Below are 18,194 nucleotides of genomic sequence, written 5' to 3' on the forward strand. Positions count from 1 at the left end.
GGGACTTACCGAACATCGTCAGGAGAGCTCGTGAAGAAACCGGTCACCGGCGCAGCGGTCATCGCCATGAGTGTGGCCCTGGTAGCGGCCTGCTCGACGGACACCACCGAACAGGGCAGCAGTGCAGAGCCGACCGAGTCGTCTGCGACCTCGTCGTCGCAGGGCTCCGATTCCGACGCTGCTCCCTCTCCGGCCGCGCCTACCGGACCGCTGCCGAACCTGTCGGTCACCACCGTGCTCGACGGCCTCGACAAGCCTTGGGACGTGGTGGTTGCTCCCGATGGCACGGTGCTGACCGGAGAGCGCTCCGGTCGGTTCGTCATCCGCGACTCCGCAGGAGTCCAGCGTGAACTGAACGCGGACCTCGGTGATCTCTACGCCGCCGGTGAGACCGGGCTCATGGGTATCGCACTGGCGGTGGATTTCGAGTCTTCTCGAACCGTGTTCACCTGCCAGGGGCGCGAGGGTAGCGGAGAGAACAGCATTGCCGTCGTGTCGTGGACGGTCGATCCGCAGTGGACGGCCCTGACGAGAACCGGCACTGTCGTCGACGACATTCCGGTCGCCGACGGCGGGCGGCACGGGGGCTGCCGCATCTTGACCCACCCCGACGGCACGCTCTACATCGGCACCGGCGACAACGCGAACCCGACTTTTCCTCAGGATCGAAACTCGCTGGGCGGCAAGGTGTTACACGTCAACGCCGATGGCAGCGCCGCAGCCGACGCGCCGGATCGCATCTTCACTCTCGGTCACCGCAATGTGCAGGGACTGGCGATCCGTCCCGGCACCGATCAGATCTTCGAGGTCGAGCAGGGGACGAGCCGGGACGACGAGCTGAACCTGTTGGTGCCGGGCGGTAACTACGGCTACAGCCCCGATCGACGCCCGTCGGTCTACGACGAATCGGTCCCCATGACCGATCCCGATCGGGTTCCCGGTGCCCTGCCTGCAGTGTGGAGTTCGGGTGATCCGACCATCGCCACCCCCGACGTCACGTTCACCGACGGTGAGCAGTGGGGCTCCTGGAACGGTGCCGCGGTGATCTCGAGTCAGCAGGGGCAGAAGCTCGTCTTCCTGGCCTTGTCGGAGGACGGAACCGAGTACGTCGCCGAGGCGGAGGCACTGGACGGCACCTATGGCAGGTTGCGTTCGCTCACCCCCTTCGGAAGCGACGGCGGCTTCCTCCTCACCACCGACAACGGATCCGACGATCAGGTGCTGCTCGTCACGCCCGAGGTCGGCTGAACCCCGGGCAGCGAATTGCGTCGTGAGTCGGCGAGTATCCCCTCGACTGTGTTTAAAATCATGTGATATCGGTCATATCGGACCGGTCGCGGATCGTCGTCAGGAGTGTGGATGAACAAGCTGGTGTCCAGTTCCGGAGTACTCGCCGCCAGCGTCTTCCTGACGCTCGCGGCTACGACCACCGCGACGGCACAGGCCGATCCGCTACCCGGCCTGACGGTCACCACCGTGCTCGACGGACTCGCGAAACCGTGGGACGCGGTGGTCGCGCCCGACGGAACGGTGCTGACCGGGGAGCGTTCCGGCCGGTTCGTGATCCGCGCCGTCGACGGGACCATCCGCGAGCTCGCCGCCGATCTCGACGACCTCTACGCGTCCGGCGAGACGGGCCTCATGGGCATCGCCCTCGCGACGGATTTTGCAGCATCCAGAACCATCTACACCTGCCAGGGCGTACAGGGCTCCGCAGGCGGAACCGGTAGCGCCGGAACAGGAAGTGCCGGCGGCCGCAGCGACAACCACATCGCCGTGCTCTCGTGGACCGTCGATCCGGAGTGGACCGCATTGACGCGCACCGGCACCCTCGTCGACGACATTCCCGTCGCCGACGGCGGTCGTCACGGCGGCTGCCGAATTCTGGCCCACCCCGACGGCACCCTGTACGTCGGCACCGGAGACACGGCGTCGCCGACGGTTCCGCAGGATCGGAACTCGTTGGGCGGCAAGGTTCTACATATCAATGCCGACGGTTCTCCGGCCGCGGGATCACCGGATCGCATCTTCACTCTGGGGCATCGAAACGTGCAGGGCTTGGCGATTCGTCCCGGCACGGATCAGATCTACGAGGTGGAGCAGGGCACCTCCCGAGACGACGAGCTGAACCTGCTGGTGCCCGGCGGCAACTACGGATACCGCCCCGATCGACTTCCGTTCATCTACGACGAGTCGGTACCGATGACCGATCCCGCCCGCGTGCCCGGAGCACTCGCCGCGGTGTGGAGCTCGGGTAGCCCCGCCATCGCCACGCCCGGTCTGACCTTCGCGGACGGCGCTAGTTGGGGTTCCTGGAACGGGGCCGCGGTGATATCGAGTCAGCAGGAAGAGAAGCTCGTGTTTCTCAAGCTGTCCGAGGACGGCACAGAATTCGTCGACGAGGCCGACGCCCTGGTGGGTACCTACGGACGACTGCGCTCACTCACCAGCTTCGGCGGCGCCGGCGCATTCCTGCTGACCACCGACAACGGATCGGACGACAAAGTTCTGCTCGTCACCCCCGCTGCCGACTGATGTGCGGCCCCGAGGTCGTCGAGACGGTTCACCGCAGAATCGGACGTAGGGCACTGTTCGGGTCGTTTGGGGCCGCCGCGTTGACCGTTGCGACGGCCGGAGCGGTGCGCGCCGAACCCGTTGTGGCGTCGGCGATTCCAGCGGGCCGACTCGTGGACCTGACCCACACCCTGAGCCCGACGTTCCCGGTGTGGCCGGGCAGCGAACCGTTCTCGATGCGGCCGGTCGCCGCCTACGAGCTGGGCGGCTTCCTGGTGAACAAGCTCTCGTACTGGGAGCACACGGGCACGCACATCGACGCCCCGGCACACCGCGTTCGCGGCGGGGCGACGGCCGACATCCTGCCCCTCGAAGATCTGATCGCTCCGCTGGTCGTACTGGACATCTCGGCCAGGTCCGCATCGGATCCAGAAGCTGTGGTGACGACCGAGGACATCGCGCAGTGGGAGCGCGAGCACGGTCGAATACCCGATCGCGCATTGGTGGCGATGCACAGCCGATGGCAGAACAGGCTTGCCGAGCGTGCTGCCCCCGGCTTCGGCGCAGACGCGGCACAGATGCTGGTGCGCGAGCGCAACGTCGTCGGGATCGGCGTCGACACTCTGAGCCTCGACCGCACGAACGACCGCGAATACCCGGCTCACACAGCAGTTCTCGGGGCAGGCCGATACGGAGTCGAGGCACTGGCGAATCTGGACGCGGTGCCCCCGGCAGGGGCGACGGTCGTCGTCGGCGCACCGAAGCACGCGGGCGCGACCGGCGGTCCCTGCCGGGTCTTCGCGATAGTTCCCGGCTGACCCGGGTTCCCGGCTACGCGTCAGTGCGCGTGGCTGGGGTTCGCGGCCGGCTCTTCCTCGGTTCCCGCCCCTGGCTCACCGAGCATCGCGGCACCGACCAACGCGTCGGGTACTCCGAAGCCGTCGACGAGCAGTTCGGCGTGCGGACGCAGCGTGCGGCACCGCTCGTTGATTGCACGGGTGACGGCCTTGGATCGCTCGGTGGACAGGTAGCGGTGCTCGATGAACCAGGCCTTGTCCGCCTCGATCACCGACAGCGCGTACAGGTCGCAGACCTCGTCGAGCAGTTCCTTGGTGGTGGCGTCCTCGCAGGATTCGATGCCGGCGATGAACGCCTCGAAGATGATCCGATCGATGTGCGCACTCGCGGCATGCAGCACGTGATCCTGCACCGCGTTGAACGCCTCGAAAGGAGTGGTCTCCTTGGACTTCGACTGCAACCGGCGCGCGACGGTGGAGAGCAGGTACTCCTCACGATCTTCGAACATCTTGACCTGGGTGCCGCGGTTGAACAGCGAGCCCTCCTCCTCGTTGTCCTGACGGCGGTCGAGGATGGTCTGCATGATCGCCTGAGCCGCAGTGCGTTTGACGACGCGGTCGCCCACCATGTCGGCGGCGAACTTGACCCATTCGACCGGGCTCATGGACTTGACGTCGTCGGCGTACGCGGTGAGCAGTTCCTTGGCCACCAGCTGCGTCAGCACATGGTTGTCGCCCTCGAACGTGGTGAACACATCGGTGTCGGCCTTGAGGGAGATCAACCGGTTCTCGGCGAGATAGCCTGCGCCGCCGCAGGCTTCGCGGGCTTCCTGGATCGCGGCGGTCGCATGCCAGGTGTTCGCGGCCTTGAGACCTGCCGCCCTGGACTCGAGCTCGCGCTGCTCCTCGGCGTCGGGGTTGTCCGCGGTCTGCAGCTCGTGCATCTTCGACACGAGCTCGTTCTGCGCGAACTGCAGGGCGTAGGACTTGGCGATGAGCGGGAACAGTCGACGCTGATGCACCAGGTAGTCCATGATCAGGACCTCCTGATCGGAATCCGGTGCGGCGAACTGCCTGCGCTGCAACGCATATCGCGTCGCGATGTCGAGGGCGACGCGGGCCGCTGCAGCGGCGCTGCCGCCGACCGTGACGCGACCGCGGATCAACGTACCGAGCATCGTGAAGAACCGTCGAGACTTGTTCTCGATGGGGGAGGAGTACGTACCGTCGTCGGACACATCGGCGTACTTGTTGAGCAGGTTGTCTCGCGGGATGCGGACGTGATCGAACATCAGGCGGCCGTTGTCGACGCCGGGGAGACCGCCCTTGTACTGACAGTCCGAGGTGGTGACACCGGGCAGGTCGTCACCGTTCTCGTCGCGGAGCGGAACGAAGAAGCAGTGCACACCGTGGCTCTCGGGCTCCTCGCCCGGGCCTGCAGTGATGAGCTGAGCGAACACCGCTGCGACGGTCGCGGTCTCGGCGGCACCGCCGATGTAGTCCTTGCGCGAGGACGGCGTCGGCGAGTTGATGACGAACTCGTCCGTCTTCGGGTCGTACGTGGCCGTGGTCTCGAGCGACTGCACGTCGCTGCCGTGTCCGGTCTCCGTCATGGCGAAGCAGCCGAGCAGATCGAGACTGATGATCTTGGGGACGTAGGCCTCGTGGTGGCGTTCGGTGCCGAGATTCTCGATGGCACCGCCGAACAGCCCCCACTGGACGCCGGCCTTGACCATCAGCGACAGATCGCTCATCGCGAGCATTTCGATCATCGTCACCGCGGCACCGACGTCTCCGGTGCCGCCGTGCTCCTTCTTGAAGCCGTTGTCGGCTGCACCGGCAGCGGCGAGCAACTTGAGCTGCTCCATTGCCTTGGTGCGGGCGATGATGGTGTTCGGCGTGTAGTGCGGACGGAACTCGTCGCGTGCAAGTTGCTGACGCGCCTGGTTCTTCACATCTCGCCAGCGGCCGTCCAGAGTGTTCCGAAGGTGATCCGTTGTGGTTGCCATACTCGACGGTAACCTTTTGCGGCCGCCTGTGAAGGCCGGAAAGTCAGACCGGCCAGACGAATTCTCGGAACACGGCCCGGCAGCTGCGCCAGAAGCCCTTTTTCGCGTACGGACCGTCGCGGAACAACGACGCGCAGTTGTCCTCCATGGCCCTGTTCACCAGGGGGCTGAAGTCGGTGAACTCACCGACCAGGAACTCCTTGAAGCCCTCCGGCCACGCGTGCTGGGCTGGTTCGTGTTGTGCCTCCACGACCGCGAGTGTAATGCAGCGGTAACACCGATGTTACAAATCCCACTCATTTCAGCAGTGCGAACGCCTGCTGCGCGACGAGGAACGCATAGCTGGACGGAATCAGATCGATCGCGCCGTCGGCCCGGAACTGCTCGGTCACGATCCAGTCCTGGCCGGCCGCGTCCGTGGCGAGGAATGCGCCGGCCAGATCACCGGGAGCACTGCCGCCCTTGAAGCCCGAGTACGGCCACAGCGCCGCGTCGAGCTGCACGCCCGGGGTGATCGCGAGAATGCGGCGGTTCTCCTCCGCTCCCGGGCCGTTGGCCAGGTAACCCATGGCAGCGCAGACGTCCTGCGCATTGGCGAACCATTCGACACCGTCCGCCGACGCCGGATTGTCGAGGAAGTTCTCGAAGTCGATCTCGAGCGGCCTCGCGTCCGCCCGTTCGAGCAGCTCTGCCCGAGTGGCGGGGTCGGCTCCGGACCACTCTTCTCGCATGTCGGGATCGCCGAATCCGATGACGAAGAACTGCCGGGTATCCATCATCGGCGTCATGACGGACGGGTCGTGATGACCCATGACGCCGAGTTGGCGTTCGACCCGGTCGCGGCCGAGGCGTTGCATCAGCAGGTCGGTTGCGGTGTTGTCGGACAACGAGATCATCTTCTCGGCCGCCTCCCGAACCGACACCTTCGTGCCGTCGGGCAGATTCTGCAGTTCACCCGACGGCGCGCTCTTGGTGGCATCACGAACGGTGAGCTGGTCTTCCCAGCGGATGTTGCCTGCGTCGATCTCGTCGGTGAGCGCGCCGAGAACGTACAGCTTGAACACCGATCCGAGGGGAAGCACCGAGTCCGCGTTGACGGAGTAGATCGATTCGCAGTCGCCGCCGTTGAGCCGAGACGCGCTGTAGGAATAGTTCGGGGCGACCTTCGACAGTGCCGCATCGAGATCGTCGAACGACGAGATCGTGGGGGTGTCCGGCCGGGCCAGGAAGCCGTCGAGCTTGCCGTCGGTGCCGATCGACGTCGTGATCGTGGCCGGGATGCCCGCGGTGGTGAAGTGCAGGACGCCGGAGTTCGGACCGGCCTCGAAGCTCGTGGCCACGTTCGGTGCGCCTGCCCGCAACTGTTCGAGTGGGGTGGCGAGCCCACCCAGCGGTGCGACGGCCTCGGCCAGCTCGGGGCCGGTGACTGCCTCGACCTCGGCGGGGTCGGGTGTGTTCTCGGCGTTGATCCACCGCAGGATGCGTTCGTTGACTGCGCCCACGGGAGTGGAGGTATCGACGGCGAAGTCCGGAGCGGTCGTGGTGGGCACGGGCGCAGCGGACGTGCCCCCGCAGGCGGAGAGCGCCAGAGTGGCGGCAACGACCACTCCCACGAGTCTCGTCACGGTGCGCGTCGTCATGCTGCGATGCTAATGGATTCGGACATTTCGCCACCCGTCCAGTCTCGGTACGGCCGGACGGGCGCTGTGGCAATGTGCTCTGGCGTGCTGACTTCCGAAGACGTCCGTCGAATCGACTCCGACCATCTCTGGCACCCCTACAGCCGGTTCCCGGCGGATGCGACGCCGCTGCTGGTCGACAGCGCGTCGGGAGTGCGACTGACGTTGGCCGACGGCAGGCAACTCGTCGACGGCATGAGCTCGTGGTGGGCGGCGGTGCACGGCTACCGGCATCCGGTGCTCGACGCCGCCGCGCACGATCAGCTGGGTCGAATGAGCCACGTCATGTTCGGCGGACTGACACATGCTCCGGCGGCCAGGTTGGCCGAACTGCTGGTCGACATCACCCCCGCAGGGCTCGAGAAGGTGTTCCTCGCCGATTCCGGATCGGTCTCGGTGGAGGTCGCGGTGAAGATGGCGCTGCAGTACTGGCGCGGACGCGGCGAGAACGGTCGCACTCGGCTGTTGACCTGGCGCGGCGGATACCACGGAGACACGTTCGCGCCGATGAGCGTCTGCGACCCGGACGGCGGCATGCACACGCTGTGGACCGATGTGCTCGCGAAGCAGGTGTTCGCTCCTGCTCCGCCCGCGGAGTTCGACGCCGGCTACGTCGCCGAATTCGAGTGGGTACTCGCCGAGCACGCGCACGAACTGGCGGCGATCATCGTCGAGCCGATCGTGCAGGGCGCAGGCGGAATGCGGTTCCACGACGCGCGCTATCTGCTAGAACTGCGCCGATTGGCCGACGAGTACGGGGTATTGCTGATCTTCGACGAGATCGCAACCGGATTCGGTCGGACCGGGGAGCTCTTCGCCGCCGATCACGCAGGTGTCGCGCCCGACATCATGTGCATCGGCAAGGCATTGACCGGCGGATATCTGACCTTGGCGGCGACGCTGTGCACCACCGAGGTGGCCGAAACCGTATCGGGCGGCGAGGCCGGTGGTCTGATGCACGGGCCGACGTTCATGGGTAATCCACTGGCGTGTGCGATCGCGGTGGCGTCGGTGGAACTGCTGCTCTCGCGTAATTGGCGCGCCGAGGTCGCACGTCTGGCGTCGGGGTTGGCCGACGGCCTCGCGCCCGCCAGTTCCCTGCCGGGAGTCGCCGATGTTCGCGTTCTCGGCGGCATCGGCGTCGTCGAGATGCGCAGTCCGGTGGACATGGTTCGAGCCACGGCAGCGGCCGTCGACGCGGGTGTGTGGCTGCGGCCGTTCGGCTGTTTGGTCTACGCGATGCCGCCGTACATCTGCACCGAGGAGGACGTGGCGGCCATTGCAGGCGCGATGCTGGCGGTGGCCCGAAGCCATAATTGAACAGCGTTCAAGTATGGTGCTGCCATGACCGCTCTGGAGTGGCTCGACGCCGCCGCGCACGCCCGACGCGAGGCCGGCCTCGAGCGCATCGTGATCCCCCGCACGGCCGAGGAGGCGATCCTCGACCTGGCTTCGAACGACTACCTCGGCCTGTCCAGGCATCCGGCCGTCATCGACGGAGCCTGCGCTGCCGTGCGCCGGTGGGGCGGCGGATCCACCGGATCGCGGCTGGTCACCGGTACCACGACGGCACACGAGCGACTCGAGGAGAACCTCGCCGACTTCGTCGGAGCAGAGGCGGGACTGGTGTTCTCCTCCGGCTACACCGCCAACCTCGGGATCGTGACGGCACTGGCGGGCCGAGACGCGCTGGTGATCTCCGACGCCGCGTCGCATGCCTCGCTCATCGATGCCTGTCGCCTGTCTCGGGCCCGAGTGGCCGTCTCTCGGCACTGCGATACCGGCCATGTCGACGAGCTGTTGCGGGAGCGTCCCGAACAGCGGGCCCTGGTGGTGACCGACTCGGTGTTCAGCGCCGACGGCGATCTCGCGCCACTGGCCGAGCTGTACGCGGTGTGTCGGAGGCGGAATGCGGTGCTCGTCGTCGACGAAGCGCACGGGTTGGGCGTACGCGGGGACGGTGGCCGGGGAGCCGTTCACGAAGCAGGACTCGCCGGCGCACCCGATCTGGTGATCACCGCAACGCTGTCCAAGGCCCTCGGATCGCAGGGCGGAGTGGTTCTCGGGCCGGCCGCGGTGCGCACTCAGGTGCTGCACGGTGCGCGCACCTTCGTGTTCGACACCGGCCTCGCGCCTGCCTCCGTGGGCGCGGCAGCGGCCGCGTTGACCGTCCTGCGCGGCGGACCCGAACGGGTGCACTCGATCGGTGTGCGAGCAACGCAACTGGCCGCCGCAGCGGGCGTCGAAGCGACCGAATCGGCGGTGGTCCCGGTGGTTCTGGGCGACGCGCAACGTGCGGTGCAGGCGGCCGCGGACTGCCTCGAGCTCGGCGTCCGCGTCGGATGCTTCCGGCCACCGTCGGTTCCGGCCGACGGGTCTCGACTCCGACTGACCGCGCGCGCCGATCTCACCGACGCCGATGTCGACCGTGCCGCGTCGGTCCTCGCGGCTGTGTTGAATGCGGCTGTGTTGAATGCGGCTGTGTCGAATAGGGCGGTGATGTGGTGACGGTTCTGCTCGTGACCGGAACGTCGACCGGCGTCGGCAAGACCGTGGTGACCGCGGGTATCGCGGCGGCCGCGCGCGCAGGCGGATGGACGGTGGCGGTGTGCAAACCGGCGCAGACCGGCGTCGGAGGTGACTACCCGGACGAAGCCGATATCGATGTGGTGCAACGGCTTTCGGGCGTGCGTGGAGTGGAGCTGGCGCGATACCCCGAGCCGCTGGCTCCGGACGTTGCGGCGCGCCGATCGGGTCGGCCGATGCTCGAACTCGCCGCTGTGGTCGACACTGTGCGCACGCTCGATGCGGCCCATGACCTCGTGCTGGTCGAAGGTGCGGGTGGAGTGGCGGTGCGTCTGGGCGCAGGAGGGTTCACCGTGCTCGACATCGCCGGGGCCGTGTCTGCGCCGATCGTCGTCGTGGCCGGTGCAGAGCTGGGAACGCTCAACCACAGCGCGCTGACCACTGCCGCGGCGCGGGCGGTCGGGGTCGAATGCGCAGGGCTGGTGATCGGATCGTGGCCCGCCGAGCCGAGCCTTGCCGCGCGGGTCAACCGCGACGAGCTGCCCCTCGTGACGGAGGTCGGGCTGATCGCGCGCATCCCGGAAGGAGCCGGCCGACTCGCTGCGCGGGCCTTCGAAGCCCTGGCCGTGGGTGCCTTCGGCGAGTTTACCGAGTCGTTACTCGGGTACCCGCCGTAGAGAATCTGCCGTCTCGGCATTCGAAAACAGACGGGAAATAGACACCATGAACACCACCGTATGGATCATCGTTGCAGTAGTAGTCGTTCTGTTGGTCATTGCCATCGCCGTGGTCGTTGCCCGCAAGGGCAAGGAACGTAAGAGAGTGGAAGCGAACGAGATTCGCGAAAAGGCTGCCGATCAATCCTCCGTCGTCGAGGAGCGTGAACTGATGGCGCGCGAAAGCGAAGCCAAGGCACGCCGCGCGCAGGCAGAGGCCGACGTCAAAGCAGCCGAGGCGGAGAAGCTCGCACAGCAGGCGCAGTCTCATCAAGGAGTTGCGGCGTCGTCACGCGACGAGATGGAATCGCAGTTCGAGCGTGCGAATCGAATCGACCCGGACGTGAAGAACGGCAAGAACATGACAGGCGATCGGAACGTCACAGGGGACAGGAACGTCGTCGGTGACCGGAATGTGGCGGATGACCGCACTGTGGCAGATCACCGCACTGTGGCAGATGACCGCACTGTTGCACATGACCGGACCGTGGCAGACGACCGGAACATTGTCGGTGACAGGAACGTCGTCGGTGACCCGAATGTGGCGGACGACCGGAACATCGCCGGCGATCGGAACGTGCTGGGCGATCCGGACGTGCCCCCGACGGCACCCCGGCACGAGCGGAACTAGTCGGTCGAGTTGTGCGGTAGTTCGAGCTCGACGACATCGTGCTCGCCCAGGTTCGGGCGCTCGTTGGTGATCTTCGCCTTGGCGTAGGCCAGCAGGTTCGACACCTTCGAGCCGGGCGTGGACCAGTACTCGGCTCCCTCGGCGGCCACGTGGATCAGGGCGACCTCGCGCGAATCGGGGTTCTTCTCGAACCATGCGGCCGCCCGGGTGTTCCACAGCTCCTCGGCCTTGGTGGTGTTCTCGACCACCGCGGCCGTACCGGACAGCGACACCCAACCCTCACCGGACTGGAACGAGACGTTGACCGTCGGGTTCGCCGCGATATCGGCCACCTTGCGGGAGTCGTGGGCGGCGAAGAACCACAGGTCGCCGTCGAACTCGGCTTCCTGCAATGCCATCGGGCGCGAAATCAGGTGGCCGTCTCGGCCGACGGTGGTGAACATGCACAGTCCGGCTTCGGACATCAATTCGGCGACTTTGGATACGCCATCAGCGCCGTTGTCTGTATTTCTCATCCAAACCGACTACCCGGTGTTCTCTCTGCCCAACCTATGAGCTGGCAGAACGGACTTCGTGGTGAGGAGCCTGCGGATGGCGAAGAATCTCGACAGGAACGATCGACCGGATCTCCGCGTGAGCAACGGCGAGCGTGAGGATGCCGCAACCACGCTCGGCGTAGCCATGAGCGAAGGGCGCTTGACCCTGGTCGAGTACGAGCAGCGGCTGGACGCGGTGTGGGCGTCGACCACCCGCGGCGATCTGGCCGAAGTGATGCACGACCTGCCGGGCGTCGAACTGCCGGGAACGAAGGACGTCGACCGTTCCCGGAGCGAGTGGCGCGAGTACCTCGACGAATGGCGCTGGTGGCTCGGTGGCGCAATCGTCATGAACGGCATCTGGGCCGTGCAATGGATCTCCGACGGAGAGGCGAACAATTACTGGCCGCTGTGGCCACTGGGCATCTGGGGCGTCATTCTCATCGCGATGGCACTCATGCCCGAGGACAAGCACGACGACTGACGCAACGCGTAGCCGATGGATTATTACGCCCTGTAGTTGGCGATTTCGCCGAACCTGGGACACTGGAAGTCGTGACTGTTTCTCCCGGCGACGACGCCCCCGTATCTGCCCAACTGTTCGCCCGCGCGAGCGCGGTGATTCCCGGTGGCGTCAACTCGCCGGTGCGGGCATTCGCATCGGTCGGCGGCACGCCTCGCTTCATCACGCAGGCCAGCGGATACACGATGACCGACGCCGACGGGAAGTCCTACGTGGACCTCATCTCGTCCTGGGGTCCGATGATCCACGGACACGCCCACCCGGCCATCGTCGAGGCCGTCCAGAAGGCAGCCGCAACAGGCCTGTCTTTCGGTGCACCCACCGAGCGCGAAATCGAGCTCGCCGAGGAAATCGTGCGTCGCGTCGGCCCCGTCGACCAGGTTCGCCTTGTGAATTCGGGCACAGAGGCCACCATGAGCGCCGTGCGCCTGGCCCGTGGATTCACCGGCCGAACCAAGATCCTGAAATTCTCCGGCTGCTACCACGGCCACGTCGACGCCCTCCTGGCCGACGCCGGCTCGGGACTGGCCACCTTCGGGCTGCCGACCTCCCCGGGAGTCACCGGCGCACAGGCGTCGGACACCATCGTCGTTCCCTACAACGACCTCGCCGCCGTCACCGCGGCCTTCGAGGCCAACCCCGGCCAGATCGCGTGCATCATCACCGAGGCAGCCGCAGGCAACATGGGAGCAATCCCGCCGGTCACCGGCTTCAACGAGGGACTGCGCCACCTCGCGACCGAGCACGGCGCACTGCTGATCATGGACGAGGTGATGACGGGATTCCGCGTCAGTGCCTCCGGTTGGTACGGCATCGACGGTGTTGCCGGTGACCTCTACACCTTCGGCAAAGTCATGTCGGGCGGATTGCCTGCCGCCGCATTCGGCGGTCGAGCAGACGTGATGGCCTACCTCGCGCCCGCCGGACCGGTGTACCAGGCAGGGACGCTCAGCGGTAACCCCGTCGCCGTCGCGGCCGGTCTGACGAGTCTGCAACTGGCCGACTCGGCCGTCTACGAGAAGCTGCAGACCAACTCGCAGCGACTCGGAACACTGCTCGGCGACGCCCTCACCGCCGAAGGCGTCACCCATCACGTCCAGTTCGCGGGCACTATGGTGAGTGTGTTCTTCGCCGATGGACCCGTCACCGATTACGCGCAGGCCAAGGCCGCGCAGACGTGGCGATACCCGGCGTTCTTCCACGCCTTCCTCTCTCGCGGCGTGTACCCGCCGCCGAGCGCCTTCGAGGCCTGGTTCGTCTCGGCTGCTCTCGACGATCGAGCCTTCGAGATCATCGCCGACGCAGCCCCCGCCGCTGCGAAAGCAGCGGCCGCCGCCACCGCTCCTCAGTGACGTCTGCACCGAACTGATTGCCCACCCGACTAGCGAGAAACAGGACCCCGACGTGACCGAGGCCCCCGCAACACATCCGCACTCGACGACGCGCACCATCGTGCACGTCCTCCGGCACGGCGAGGTGCACAACCCCAAGGGCATCCTCTACGGGCGGTTGCCGGGCTTCAAGCTGTCGGTGACGGGCCAGGCTCAGGCCAGGTCGGTCGCGGACGCGCTCGCCGGCCACGACATCACCCACGTCGTGGCATCGCCGTTGCTGCGCGCACAGGAAACCGCCGGACCCATCGCCGCAGCGCACGGCCTGACCATCGCCGAGGACGAGAACCTCATCGAAGCAGGTAACGAATTCGAGGGACTGCGCGTGGCCGTGGGCGACGGTGCACTGCGTAGGCCCCGGCACTGGTGGAAGCTGCGCGACCCGTTCACCCCGTCCTGGGGCGAGCCGTACCTGCAGATCGCACACCGCATGCTCGCCGCGGTCAACGCGGCCCGCGTCGAAGCCGTCGGGCACGAAGCCGTCTGCGTCAGCCACCAACTCCCGGTGTGGACACTGCGCCGCTTCCTGCAGGGCGACCGGCTCTGGCACGACCCGCGAAACCGTCAATGCGGTCTCGCGTCGCTCACCTCGTTGGTCTACGAGGGGGACCAGCTGGTCGACCTCGTCTACTCCGAGCCCGCGGGAGCATCCGACCCAAGGATTTCCGGTGCGTAGGTTTCTGCTGGGTGTGGCAGCAGCGGCCCTCGTCGCGGGATGCTCCACCGGCACCGACGCGGTGGCGCAGGGCGGAACCTTCCAGTTCGTCTCACCGGGCGGACAGACCGACATCTTCTACGAGCCCGACGAGCGCGGCACCATCGGCGAGCTGTCCGGGCCCGACCTGATGACCAAGGGCAAGACGACCTCCCTGTCGGACTACGACGGTGACGTCGTCGTCCTCAACGTCTGGGGCCAGTGGTGCGGACCGTGCCGCGGTGAAGCCGACGACCTCGAAGACGTCTACGAGGCCACCAAGTCCTTGGGCGTCGAATTCCTCGGGATCAACGTGCGCGACGAGTCGCAGACCGCCGCGCAGGACTTCGTCGTCAGCAACAACGTCAGCTACTCCTCGATCTACGACCCGCCCATGCGCACCCTGACCGCGCTCGGCGGCGTCCCCACCTCCGTCATCCCGACGACCGTCGTGCTCGACCGGCAGCATCGCGTCGCGGCAGTGTTCCTGCGCGAACTGCTCGCCGATGACCTACGGCCCGTCGTCGAACGCGTCGCAGCCGAGGAGCCAGTGCAGCCGTGACCGAGACGATGTACCTCGCCGGGATAGGCGCGAGTTTCCAGGAAGCTGCGGCCTCCGGGCCGCTCGTCCTGGCCCTCGGAGCCTGCGTCCTGGCCGGGCTCGTCTCGTTCGCGTCGCCGTGCGTGGTACCCCTGGTGCCCGGATACCTCTCGTACCTCGCCGGAGTCGTCGGAGCCGACGCCCCGGCCGTCAGCGCCGACGAGGCAGCCGTGAAGACGAAGGTGCGCAGCGGGCGGTTGCGCGTGGCCGGAGCGGCGGGTCTGTTCGTCCTCGGATTCACGGTGGTGTTCGTTCTCGCCACCGCATCGGTGTTCGGAGCGATCTCCGTCCTGGCGATCAACCGCGAACTGCTCATGAGGATCGGCGGCGTCGTCACCATCGCCATGGGCCTGGTGTTCGTGGGACTGATCCCCGCGCTGCAGCGCGACGTGCGCTTCGAGCCGAAGCAGATCGGCTCACTGGCCGGAGCGCCACTGCTCGGTGGCGTGTTCGCGCTCGGATGGACCCCGTGCCTGGGGCCGACACTCGCGGGCGTCATCTCACTCGCCGCAGGGACCGACGGCACGACGGCAGCGCGGGGCGTCGTTCTGATCGTGGCGTACTGCCTCGGTCTCGGCTTACCGTTCGTGATCCTCGCGTTCGGTTCGGTCAGCGCGCTGCGTGGCGTCGGCTGGCTACGTACACATGCACGACAGATACAGGTGTTCGGCGGAATCATGTTGATAGCGGTAGGAATTGCACTGGTCACCGGTGCCTGGGATCAATTCGTCGGCTGGGTTCGCGACGCCTTCGTCTCCGATGTGGTGTTGCCGATATGACCACCGACATCGAAGAGCGCACCGAGGCATCGCCGCCGCGCAAGCAATCCGTGCTGGGCAGGGGAGCGGCGCTGGTCCGTAACACCTGGCGCGGCCTGACCAGTATGCGAACCGCGCTGGTGCTGCTGTTCCTGCTGGCCTTCGCCGCGGTACCCGGTGCCCTGGTGCCGCAGCGCAGCCTCAACGCCGGCAAAGTCGACGAGTACATCGCCGACCGCCCGACCCTCGGCCCGATCATGGACAAGCTCGAACTGTTCGACGTCTTCGGCAGCTTCTGGTTCACCGCGATCTACGCGCTGCTGTTCATCTCGCTGATCGGCTGCATCCTGCCGCGCTGCATCGAGCACGCGAAGCAATTGCGCACCAAACCCGTTCGCGCGCCCCGCAACCTCTCCCGACTGCCGCACCACAGCCGCTACGACGTCGACGGAACGCCGGAAGAGATCGCCGCGCAGGTACGCACCCAGTTGCGCGGTTGGCGCGTCGCCCAACGAACCGAGGACGGCGGAGCAGTGACGCTGTCGGCGGAGAAGGGCTACGTCCGTGAACTCGGAAACCTCGTCTTCCACCTCTCTCTCGTCGGACTGCTCGCCGCAATCGCCATGGGCAAGCTGCTCGGGTACGAGGGCAACCGCATCGTCATCGCCGACGACGGCCCAGGCTTCTGCACCTCGACCCCGGCCAACTACGACTCGTTCCGCGCAGGCAACCTCGTCGACGGCACCGACCTCGAACCACTGTGCGTGCGCGTCAAGGACTTCAGAGCCGACTACCTCGACACCGGCCAGGCCGAGATGTTCACCTCCAACATCGAATACCAGGCAGGGCAGGACCTGACGAACAACGTCTGGCGCGACGACCAACTAAAGGTCAACCACCCGTTGCGCGTCGCAGGAGACCGCGTCTACCTTCAGGGCCACGGCTACGCACCCACCTTCACCGTGACGTTCCCGAACGGCGAAACCCGCACCGACACCATCCAATGGCAACCGACGGACGCCACGACTTTCCTCTCCAGCGGAGTGCTCCGCGTCGACCCGCCCGGCGGCTTATACACCGACCCCCTGGACCGGCGAAAGAACCAGATCGCCATCGAAGGACTGTTCGCGCCGACGGCGTCGTTCCACGGCAGCCTGCTGTCGTCGAGCTTCCCCGCCATGAACGACCCCGCAGTCGCCATCGACATCTACAAGGGCGACACCGGCCTCGACACCGGACTGCCGCAGTCGATCTTCTCGCTCGATCAGGAAATGATCGCCCAGGGCAGGCTCGTGAAGCAGGACCGCGTCAACCTGATGCCAGGAGAATCGGCGACGCTGAGTGACGGAACGGTCGTCACCTTCGACGGAGCGAAAGAATTCGTCAACCTTCAGGTCTCACACGACCCGGCCCAGACCTGGGTGCTCGTCTTCGCACTCACGATGATGGGCGGACTGCTCGTCTCACTGGTGATCAAGCGTCGCAGAATCTGGGTCCGACTCACCGCCGACGCCCAGGCACGACGTACTGTAGTAGACCTCGGCGGACTTGCACGCACCGATCAGGCGGGGTGGGGCGAAGAGTTCGACCGCCTGTGCACCCGCCTGCTCGGCGACACCTCGAAACAGGAGAACTGACCGATGCCGATCAACGAGACCCTCTCGCAGTACAGCGACTGGTCCTTCGAATCAGCGTTCACCATCTACGTGCTCGCATTCGTCCTGCTCATCGCCCAGTACGCCTCCGCGAAGGCCACGGCCGCTCAGGCGAAGGAACTCGTCGGTGCCGGTGCGCCGGTGGCCCAGTCGCGACCGGGACTGGTTGTCGAAGCCCCGAAGCGACCGCTGTCCGAGCGACTCGCAGGCATGGGCTTCGCCCTGCTCGCCCCGGCTCTCGCGCTGCACATCGCCTCGGTGGTGCTCCGCGGGTTCGCCACCCACCGCTTCCCGCTCGGCAACATGTACGAGTTCGTCACCATGGCCACCGCAGCCGCCGCCCTCACCTCCGTGATCGTGCTGCGCAAGAAGACCATGCGCCCGATGCTCGTGTTCGTTCTCGCACCGATCATCGTGCTGATGTTCTTCGCCGCCACCAAGCTCTACGCCGACGCCGCACCCGTCGTCCCCGCGCTGCGCTCCTACTGGCTGCCCATCCACGTCACCATCGTCAGCGTCGGCAGCGGCATCCTCCTGGTCTCCGGCGTCGCCTCCCTGCTGTTCCTGCTGCGCATCAAGCAGCCCATCGGCGAAGAAAGCGTTGGGTTCTGGGGCAAGTTCGCATCCAAGCTGCCCGACGCCCAGGCCCTCGACCGACTCGCCTACAAGACGACCATCGTCGCTTTCCCGCTCTTCGGAGCCGGCGTCATCCTCGGTGCAATCTGGGCCGAAGCCGCATGGGGCCGCTTCTGGGGCTGGGACCCCAAAGAGACGATGTCGTTCATCACCTGGATCATCTACGCCGCCTACCTGCACGCCCGCGCCACCTCCGGATGGCGCAACACCCGCGCCGCCTGGATCAACATCGCCGGATTCACCGCCATGCTCTTCAACCTCTTCATCATCAACATGGTGGTCTCGGGACTGCACAGCTACGCGGGACTGAACTAGTTCTCGGCCGCTGGCAGCCTCCGCGCGAGACTGTCAGCTGGTAGCGTCCGATCCGGCTCGATGGGGGACACATCCGAGCTCGGATCTTCGATGTGGGACGCGAACTGGGGGGAATCGGTCATGGCCGATCGGCACGAGAACAACTGGCAACCCGTCCGGCCATTGGACGACGACGTTCCCGAAGAACACGTAGCTCGCCCCACTGAATCCGAG

The 18,194-nt window shown here is 66.4% G+C and carries 18 protein-coding genes; 14 read left to right on the forward strand and 4 right to left on the reverse strand.

The genetic code is table 11. The features are described 5' to 3' along the window. Positions 1 to 30: 30 nt before the first annotated feature. The 3 genes from R3P95_RS11410 (at position 31) to R3P95_RS11420 (ending at position 3,332) form a co-directional block, all read left to right on the forward strand. The gene (locus tag R3P95_RS11410; RefSeq protein ID WP_317548413.1) at positions 31 to 1,248 is read left to right on the forward strand and encodes a PQQ-dependent sugar dehydrogenase; all 1,218 of its coding nucleotides are present in this window, start codon (positions 31 to 33) and stop codon (positions 1,246 to 1,248) included. 111 nt (positions 1,249 to 1,359) lie between these two features. Next, a complete protein-coding gene (locus tag R3P95_RS11415; RefSeq protein WP_317548414.1) occupies positions 1,360 to 2,535 on the forward strand; it encodes a PQQ-dependent sugar dehydrogenase in 1,176 nt (391 codons plus the stop codon). Further along, positions 2,535 to 3,332, forward strand: coding sequence for a cyclase family protein (locus tag R3P95_RS11420; RefSeq protein ID WP_317548415.1), 798 nt, complete (start codon positions 2,535 to 2,537; stop codon positions 3,330 to 3,332). The genes R3P95_RS11415 and R3P95_RS11420 overlap by 1 nt, the downstream gene beginning before the upstream one ends. A gap of 20 nt (positions 3,333 to 3,352) precedes the next feature. Here the strand turns inward: R3P95_RS11420 and R3P95_RS11425 are convergent, their stop codons facing one another. The 3 genes from R3P95_RS11425 to R3P95_RS11435 are packed head-to-tail and all read right to left on the reverse strand — an operon-like array spanning position 3,353 to position 6,960. After that, the gene (locus tag R3P95_RS11425) at positions 3,353 to 5,320 is read right to left on the reverse strand and encodes an acyl-CoA dehydrogenase family protein (protein WP_317548416.1); all 1,968 of its coding nucleotides are present in this window, start codon (positions 5,318 to 5,320) and stop codon (positions 3,353 to 3,355) included. A 43-nt stretch (positions 5,321 to 5,363) separates the two neighbouring features. After that, positions 5,364 to 5,570: an inositol 2-dehydrogenase gene (locus tag R3P95_RS11430; protein WP_317548417.1), complete on the reverse strand. Its 207-nt coding sequence runs from the start codon at positions 5,568 to 5,570 to the stop codon at positions 5,364 to 5,366. 46 nt (positions 5,571 to 5,616) lie between these two features. Then, on the reverse strand, positions 5,617 to 6,960 hold the full coding sequence (locus tag R3P95_RS11435; protein WP_317548418.1) for a serine hydrolase: 1,344 nt from the start codon (positions 6,958 to 6,960) through the stop codon (positions 5,617 to 5,619). A gap of 72 nt (positions 6,961 to 7,032) precedes the next feature. On the opposite strand from R3P95_RS11435, the gene R3P95_RS11440 reads away from it, so the two are divergent. Genes R3P95_RS11440 through R3P95_RS11455 form a run of 4 tightly spaced genes read left to right on the forward strand, consistent with a single transcriptional unit; the run spans position 7,033 to position 10,872 of the window. After that, on the forward strand, positions 7,033 to 8,319 hold the full coding sequence (locus R3P95_RS11440; RefSeq protein WP_317533450.1) for an adenosylmethionine--8-amino-7-oxononanoate transaminase: 1,287 nt from the start codon (positions 7,033 to 7,035) through the stop codon (positions 8,317 to 8,319). 24 nt (positions 8,320 to 8,343) lie between these two features. After that, positions 8,344 to 9,507 carry an 8-amino-7-oxononanoate synthase gene (locus R3P95_RS11445; protein WP_317548419.1) on the forward strand — a complete coding sequence of 388 codons (1,164 nt, stop codon included), beginning with the start codon at positions 8,344 to 8,346 and terminating at the stop codon, positions 9,505 to 9,507. After that, the gene (bioD, locus tag R3P95_RS11450) at positions 9,504 to 10,202 is read left to right on the forward strand and encodes a dethiobiotin synthase (RefSeq protein ID WP_317548420.1); all 699 of its coding nucleotides are present in this window, start codon (positions 9,504 to 9,506) and stop codon (positions 10,200 to 10,202) included. The genes R3P95_RS11445 and bioD overlap by 4 nt, the downstream gene beginning before the upstream one ends. Positions 10,203 to 10,248: 46 nt before the next feature. Further along, positions 10,249 to 10,872 (forward strand): hypothetical protein, encoded by a 624-nt coding sequence (locus R3P95_RS11455; RefSeq protein ID WP_317548421.1) that lies wholly within the window; start codon positions 10,249 to 10,251, stop codon positions 10,870 to 10,872. On the opposite strand, the gene R3P95_RS11460 is transcribed toward R3P95_RS11455, so the two are convergent. Further along, positions 10,869 to 11,387, reverse strand: a complete 519-nt coding sequence (locus R3P95_RS11460; RefSeq protein ID WP_300517512.1) for a pyridoxamine 5'-phosphate oxidase family protein — start codon at positions 11,385 to 11,387, stop codon at positions 10,869 to 10,871. The genes R3P95_RS11455 and R3P95_RS11460 overlap by 4 nt on opposite strands. Positions 11,388 to 11,463: 76 nt before the next feature. Between R3P95_RS11460 and R3P95_RS11465 the strand changes: the two genes are divergently transcribed. From R3P95_RS11465 to ccsB, 7 genes are all read left to right on the forward strand, one after another. After that, complete coding sequence (locus R3P95_RS11465) at positions 11,464 to 11,892, forward strand: DUF1707 SHOCT-like domain-containing protein (protein WP_317548422.1); 429 nt, start codon at positions 11,464 to 11,466, stop codon at positions 11,890 to 11,892. A 71-nt stretch (positions 11,893 to 11,963) separates the two neighbouring features. Next, the gene (hemL, locus tag R3P95_RS11470; RefSeq protein WP_317548423.1) at positions 11,964 to 13,283 is read left to right on the forward strand and encodes a glutamate-1-semialdehyde 2,1-aminomutase; all 1,320 of its coding nucleotides are present in this window, start codon (positions 11,964 to 11,966) and stop codon (positions 13,281 to 13,283) included. Between the two features lie 52 nt (positions 13,284 to 13,335). Next, on the forward strand, positions 13,336 to 13,998 hold the full coding sequence (locus tag R3P95_RS11475) for a histidine phosphatase family protein (protein WP_068046369.1): 663 nt from the start codon (positions 13,336 to 13,338) through the stop codon (positions 13,996 to 13,998). After that, complete coding sequence (locus tag R3P95_RS11480; protein WP_317548424.1) at positions 13,991 to 14,578, forward strand: TlpA family protein disulfide reductase; 588 nt, start codon at positions 13,991 to 13,993, stop codon at positions 14,576 to 14,578. The genes R3P95_RS11475 and R3P95_RS11480 overlap by 8 nt, the downstream gene beginning before the upstream one ends. Before the next feature lie 8 nt (positions 14,579 to 14,586). Continuing rightward, complete coding sequence (locus tag R3P95_RS11485) at positions 14,587 to 15,396, forward strand: cytochrome c biogenesis CcdA family protein (protein WP_068046420.1); 810 nt, start codon at positions 14,587 to 14,589, stop codon at positions 15,394 to 15,396. Beyond that, positions 15,393 to 17,012 (forward strand): cytochrome c biogenesis protein ResB, encoded by a 1,620-nt coding sequence (resB, locus tag R3P95_RS11490; protein ID WP_317548425.1) that lies wholly within the window; start codon positions 15,393 to 15,395, stop codon positions 17,010 to 17,012. Before R3P95_RS11485 ends, resB begins: the two co-directional genes overlap by 4 nt. A 3-nt stretch (positions 17,013 to 17,015) precedes the next feature. Then, entirely contained in the window at positions 17,016 to 17,981 is a 966-nt protein-coding gene (gene ccsB, locus R3P95_RS11495; protein WP_094670925.1) for a c-type cytochrome biogenesis protein CcsB, read from the forward strand. Positions 17,982 to 18,194 lie beyond the last annotated feature (213 nt).

The organism is Rhodococcus cercidiphylli, assembly GCF_033042225.1.
GTDB lineage: Bacteria > Actinomycetota > Actinomycetes > Mycobacteriales > Mycobacteriaceae > Rhodococcoides.

Bases quoted from the DNA above. Each gene is read 5' to 3' on its own strand.
- R3P95_RS11420 (WP_317548415.1), top strand. From the start codon at position 2,535: ATGTGCGGCCCCGAGGTCGTCGAGACGGTTCACCGCAGAATCGGACGT.
- R3P95_RS11465 (WP_317548422.1), top strand. From the start codon at position 11,464: ATGGCGAAGAATCTCGACAGGAACGATCGACCGGATCTCCGCGTGAGC.
- R3P95_RS11435 (WP_317548418.1), bottom strand. From the start codon at position 6,960: ATGACGACGCGCACCGTGACGAGACTCGTGGGAGTGGTCGTTGCCGCC.
- R3P95_RS11425 (WP_317548416.1), bottom strand. From the start codon at position 5,320: ATGGCAACCACAACGGATCACCTTCGGAACACTCTGGACGGCCGCTGG.
- R3P95_RS11415 (WP_317548414.1), top strand. From the start codon at position 1,360: ATGAACAAGCTGGTGTCCAGTTCCGGAGTACTCGCCGCCAGCGTCTTC.
- R3P95_RS11440 (WP_317533450.1), top strand. From the start codon at position 7,033: ATGTGCTCTGGCGTGCTGACTTCCGAAGACGTCCGTCGAATCGACTCC.
- resB (WP_317548425.1), top strand. From the start codon at position 15,393: ATGACCACCGACATCGAAGAGCGCACCGAGGCATCGCCGCCGCGCAAG.
- R3P95_RS11455 (WP_317548421.1), top strand. From the start codon at position 10,249: ATGAACACCACCGTATGGATCATCGTTGCAGTAGTAGTCGTTCTGTTG.
- ccsB (WP_094670925.1), top strand. From the start codon at position 17,016: ATGCCGATCAACGAGACCCTCTCGCAGTACAGCGACTGGTCCTTCGAA.
- R3P95_RS11485 (WP_068046420.1), top strand. From the start codon at position 14,587: ATGTACCTCGCCGGGATAGGCGCGAGTTTCCAGGAAGCTGCGGCCTCC.
- R3P95_RS11445 (WP_317548419.1), top strand. From the start codon at position 8,344: ATGACCGCTCTGGAGTGGCTCGACGCCGCCGCGCACGCCCGACGCGAG.
- R3P95_RS11460 (WP_300517512.1), bottom strand. From the start codon at position 11,387: ATGAGAAATACAGACAACGGCGCTGATGGCGTATCCAAAGTCGCCGAA.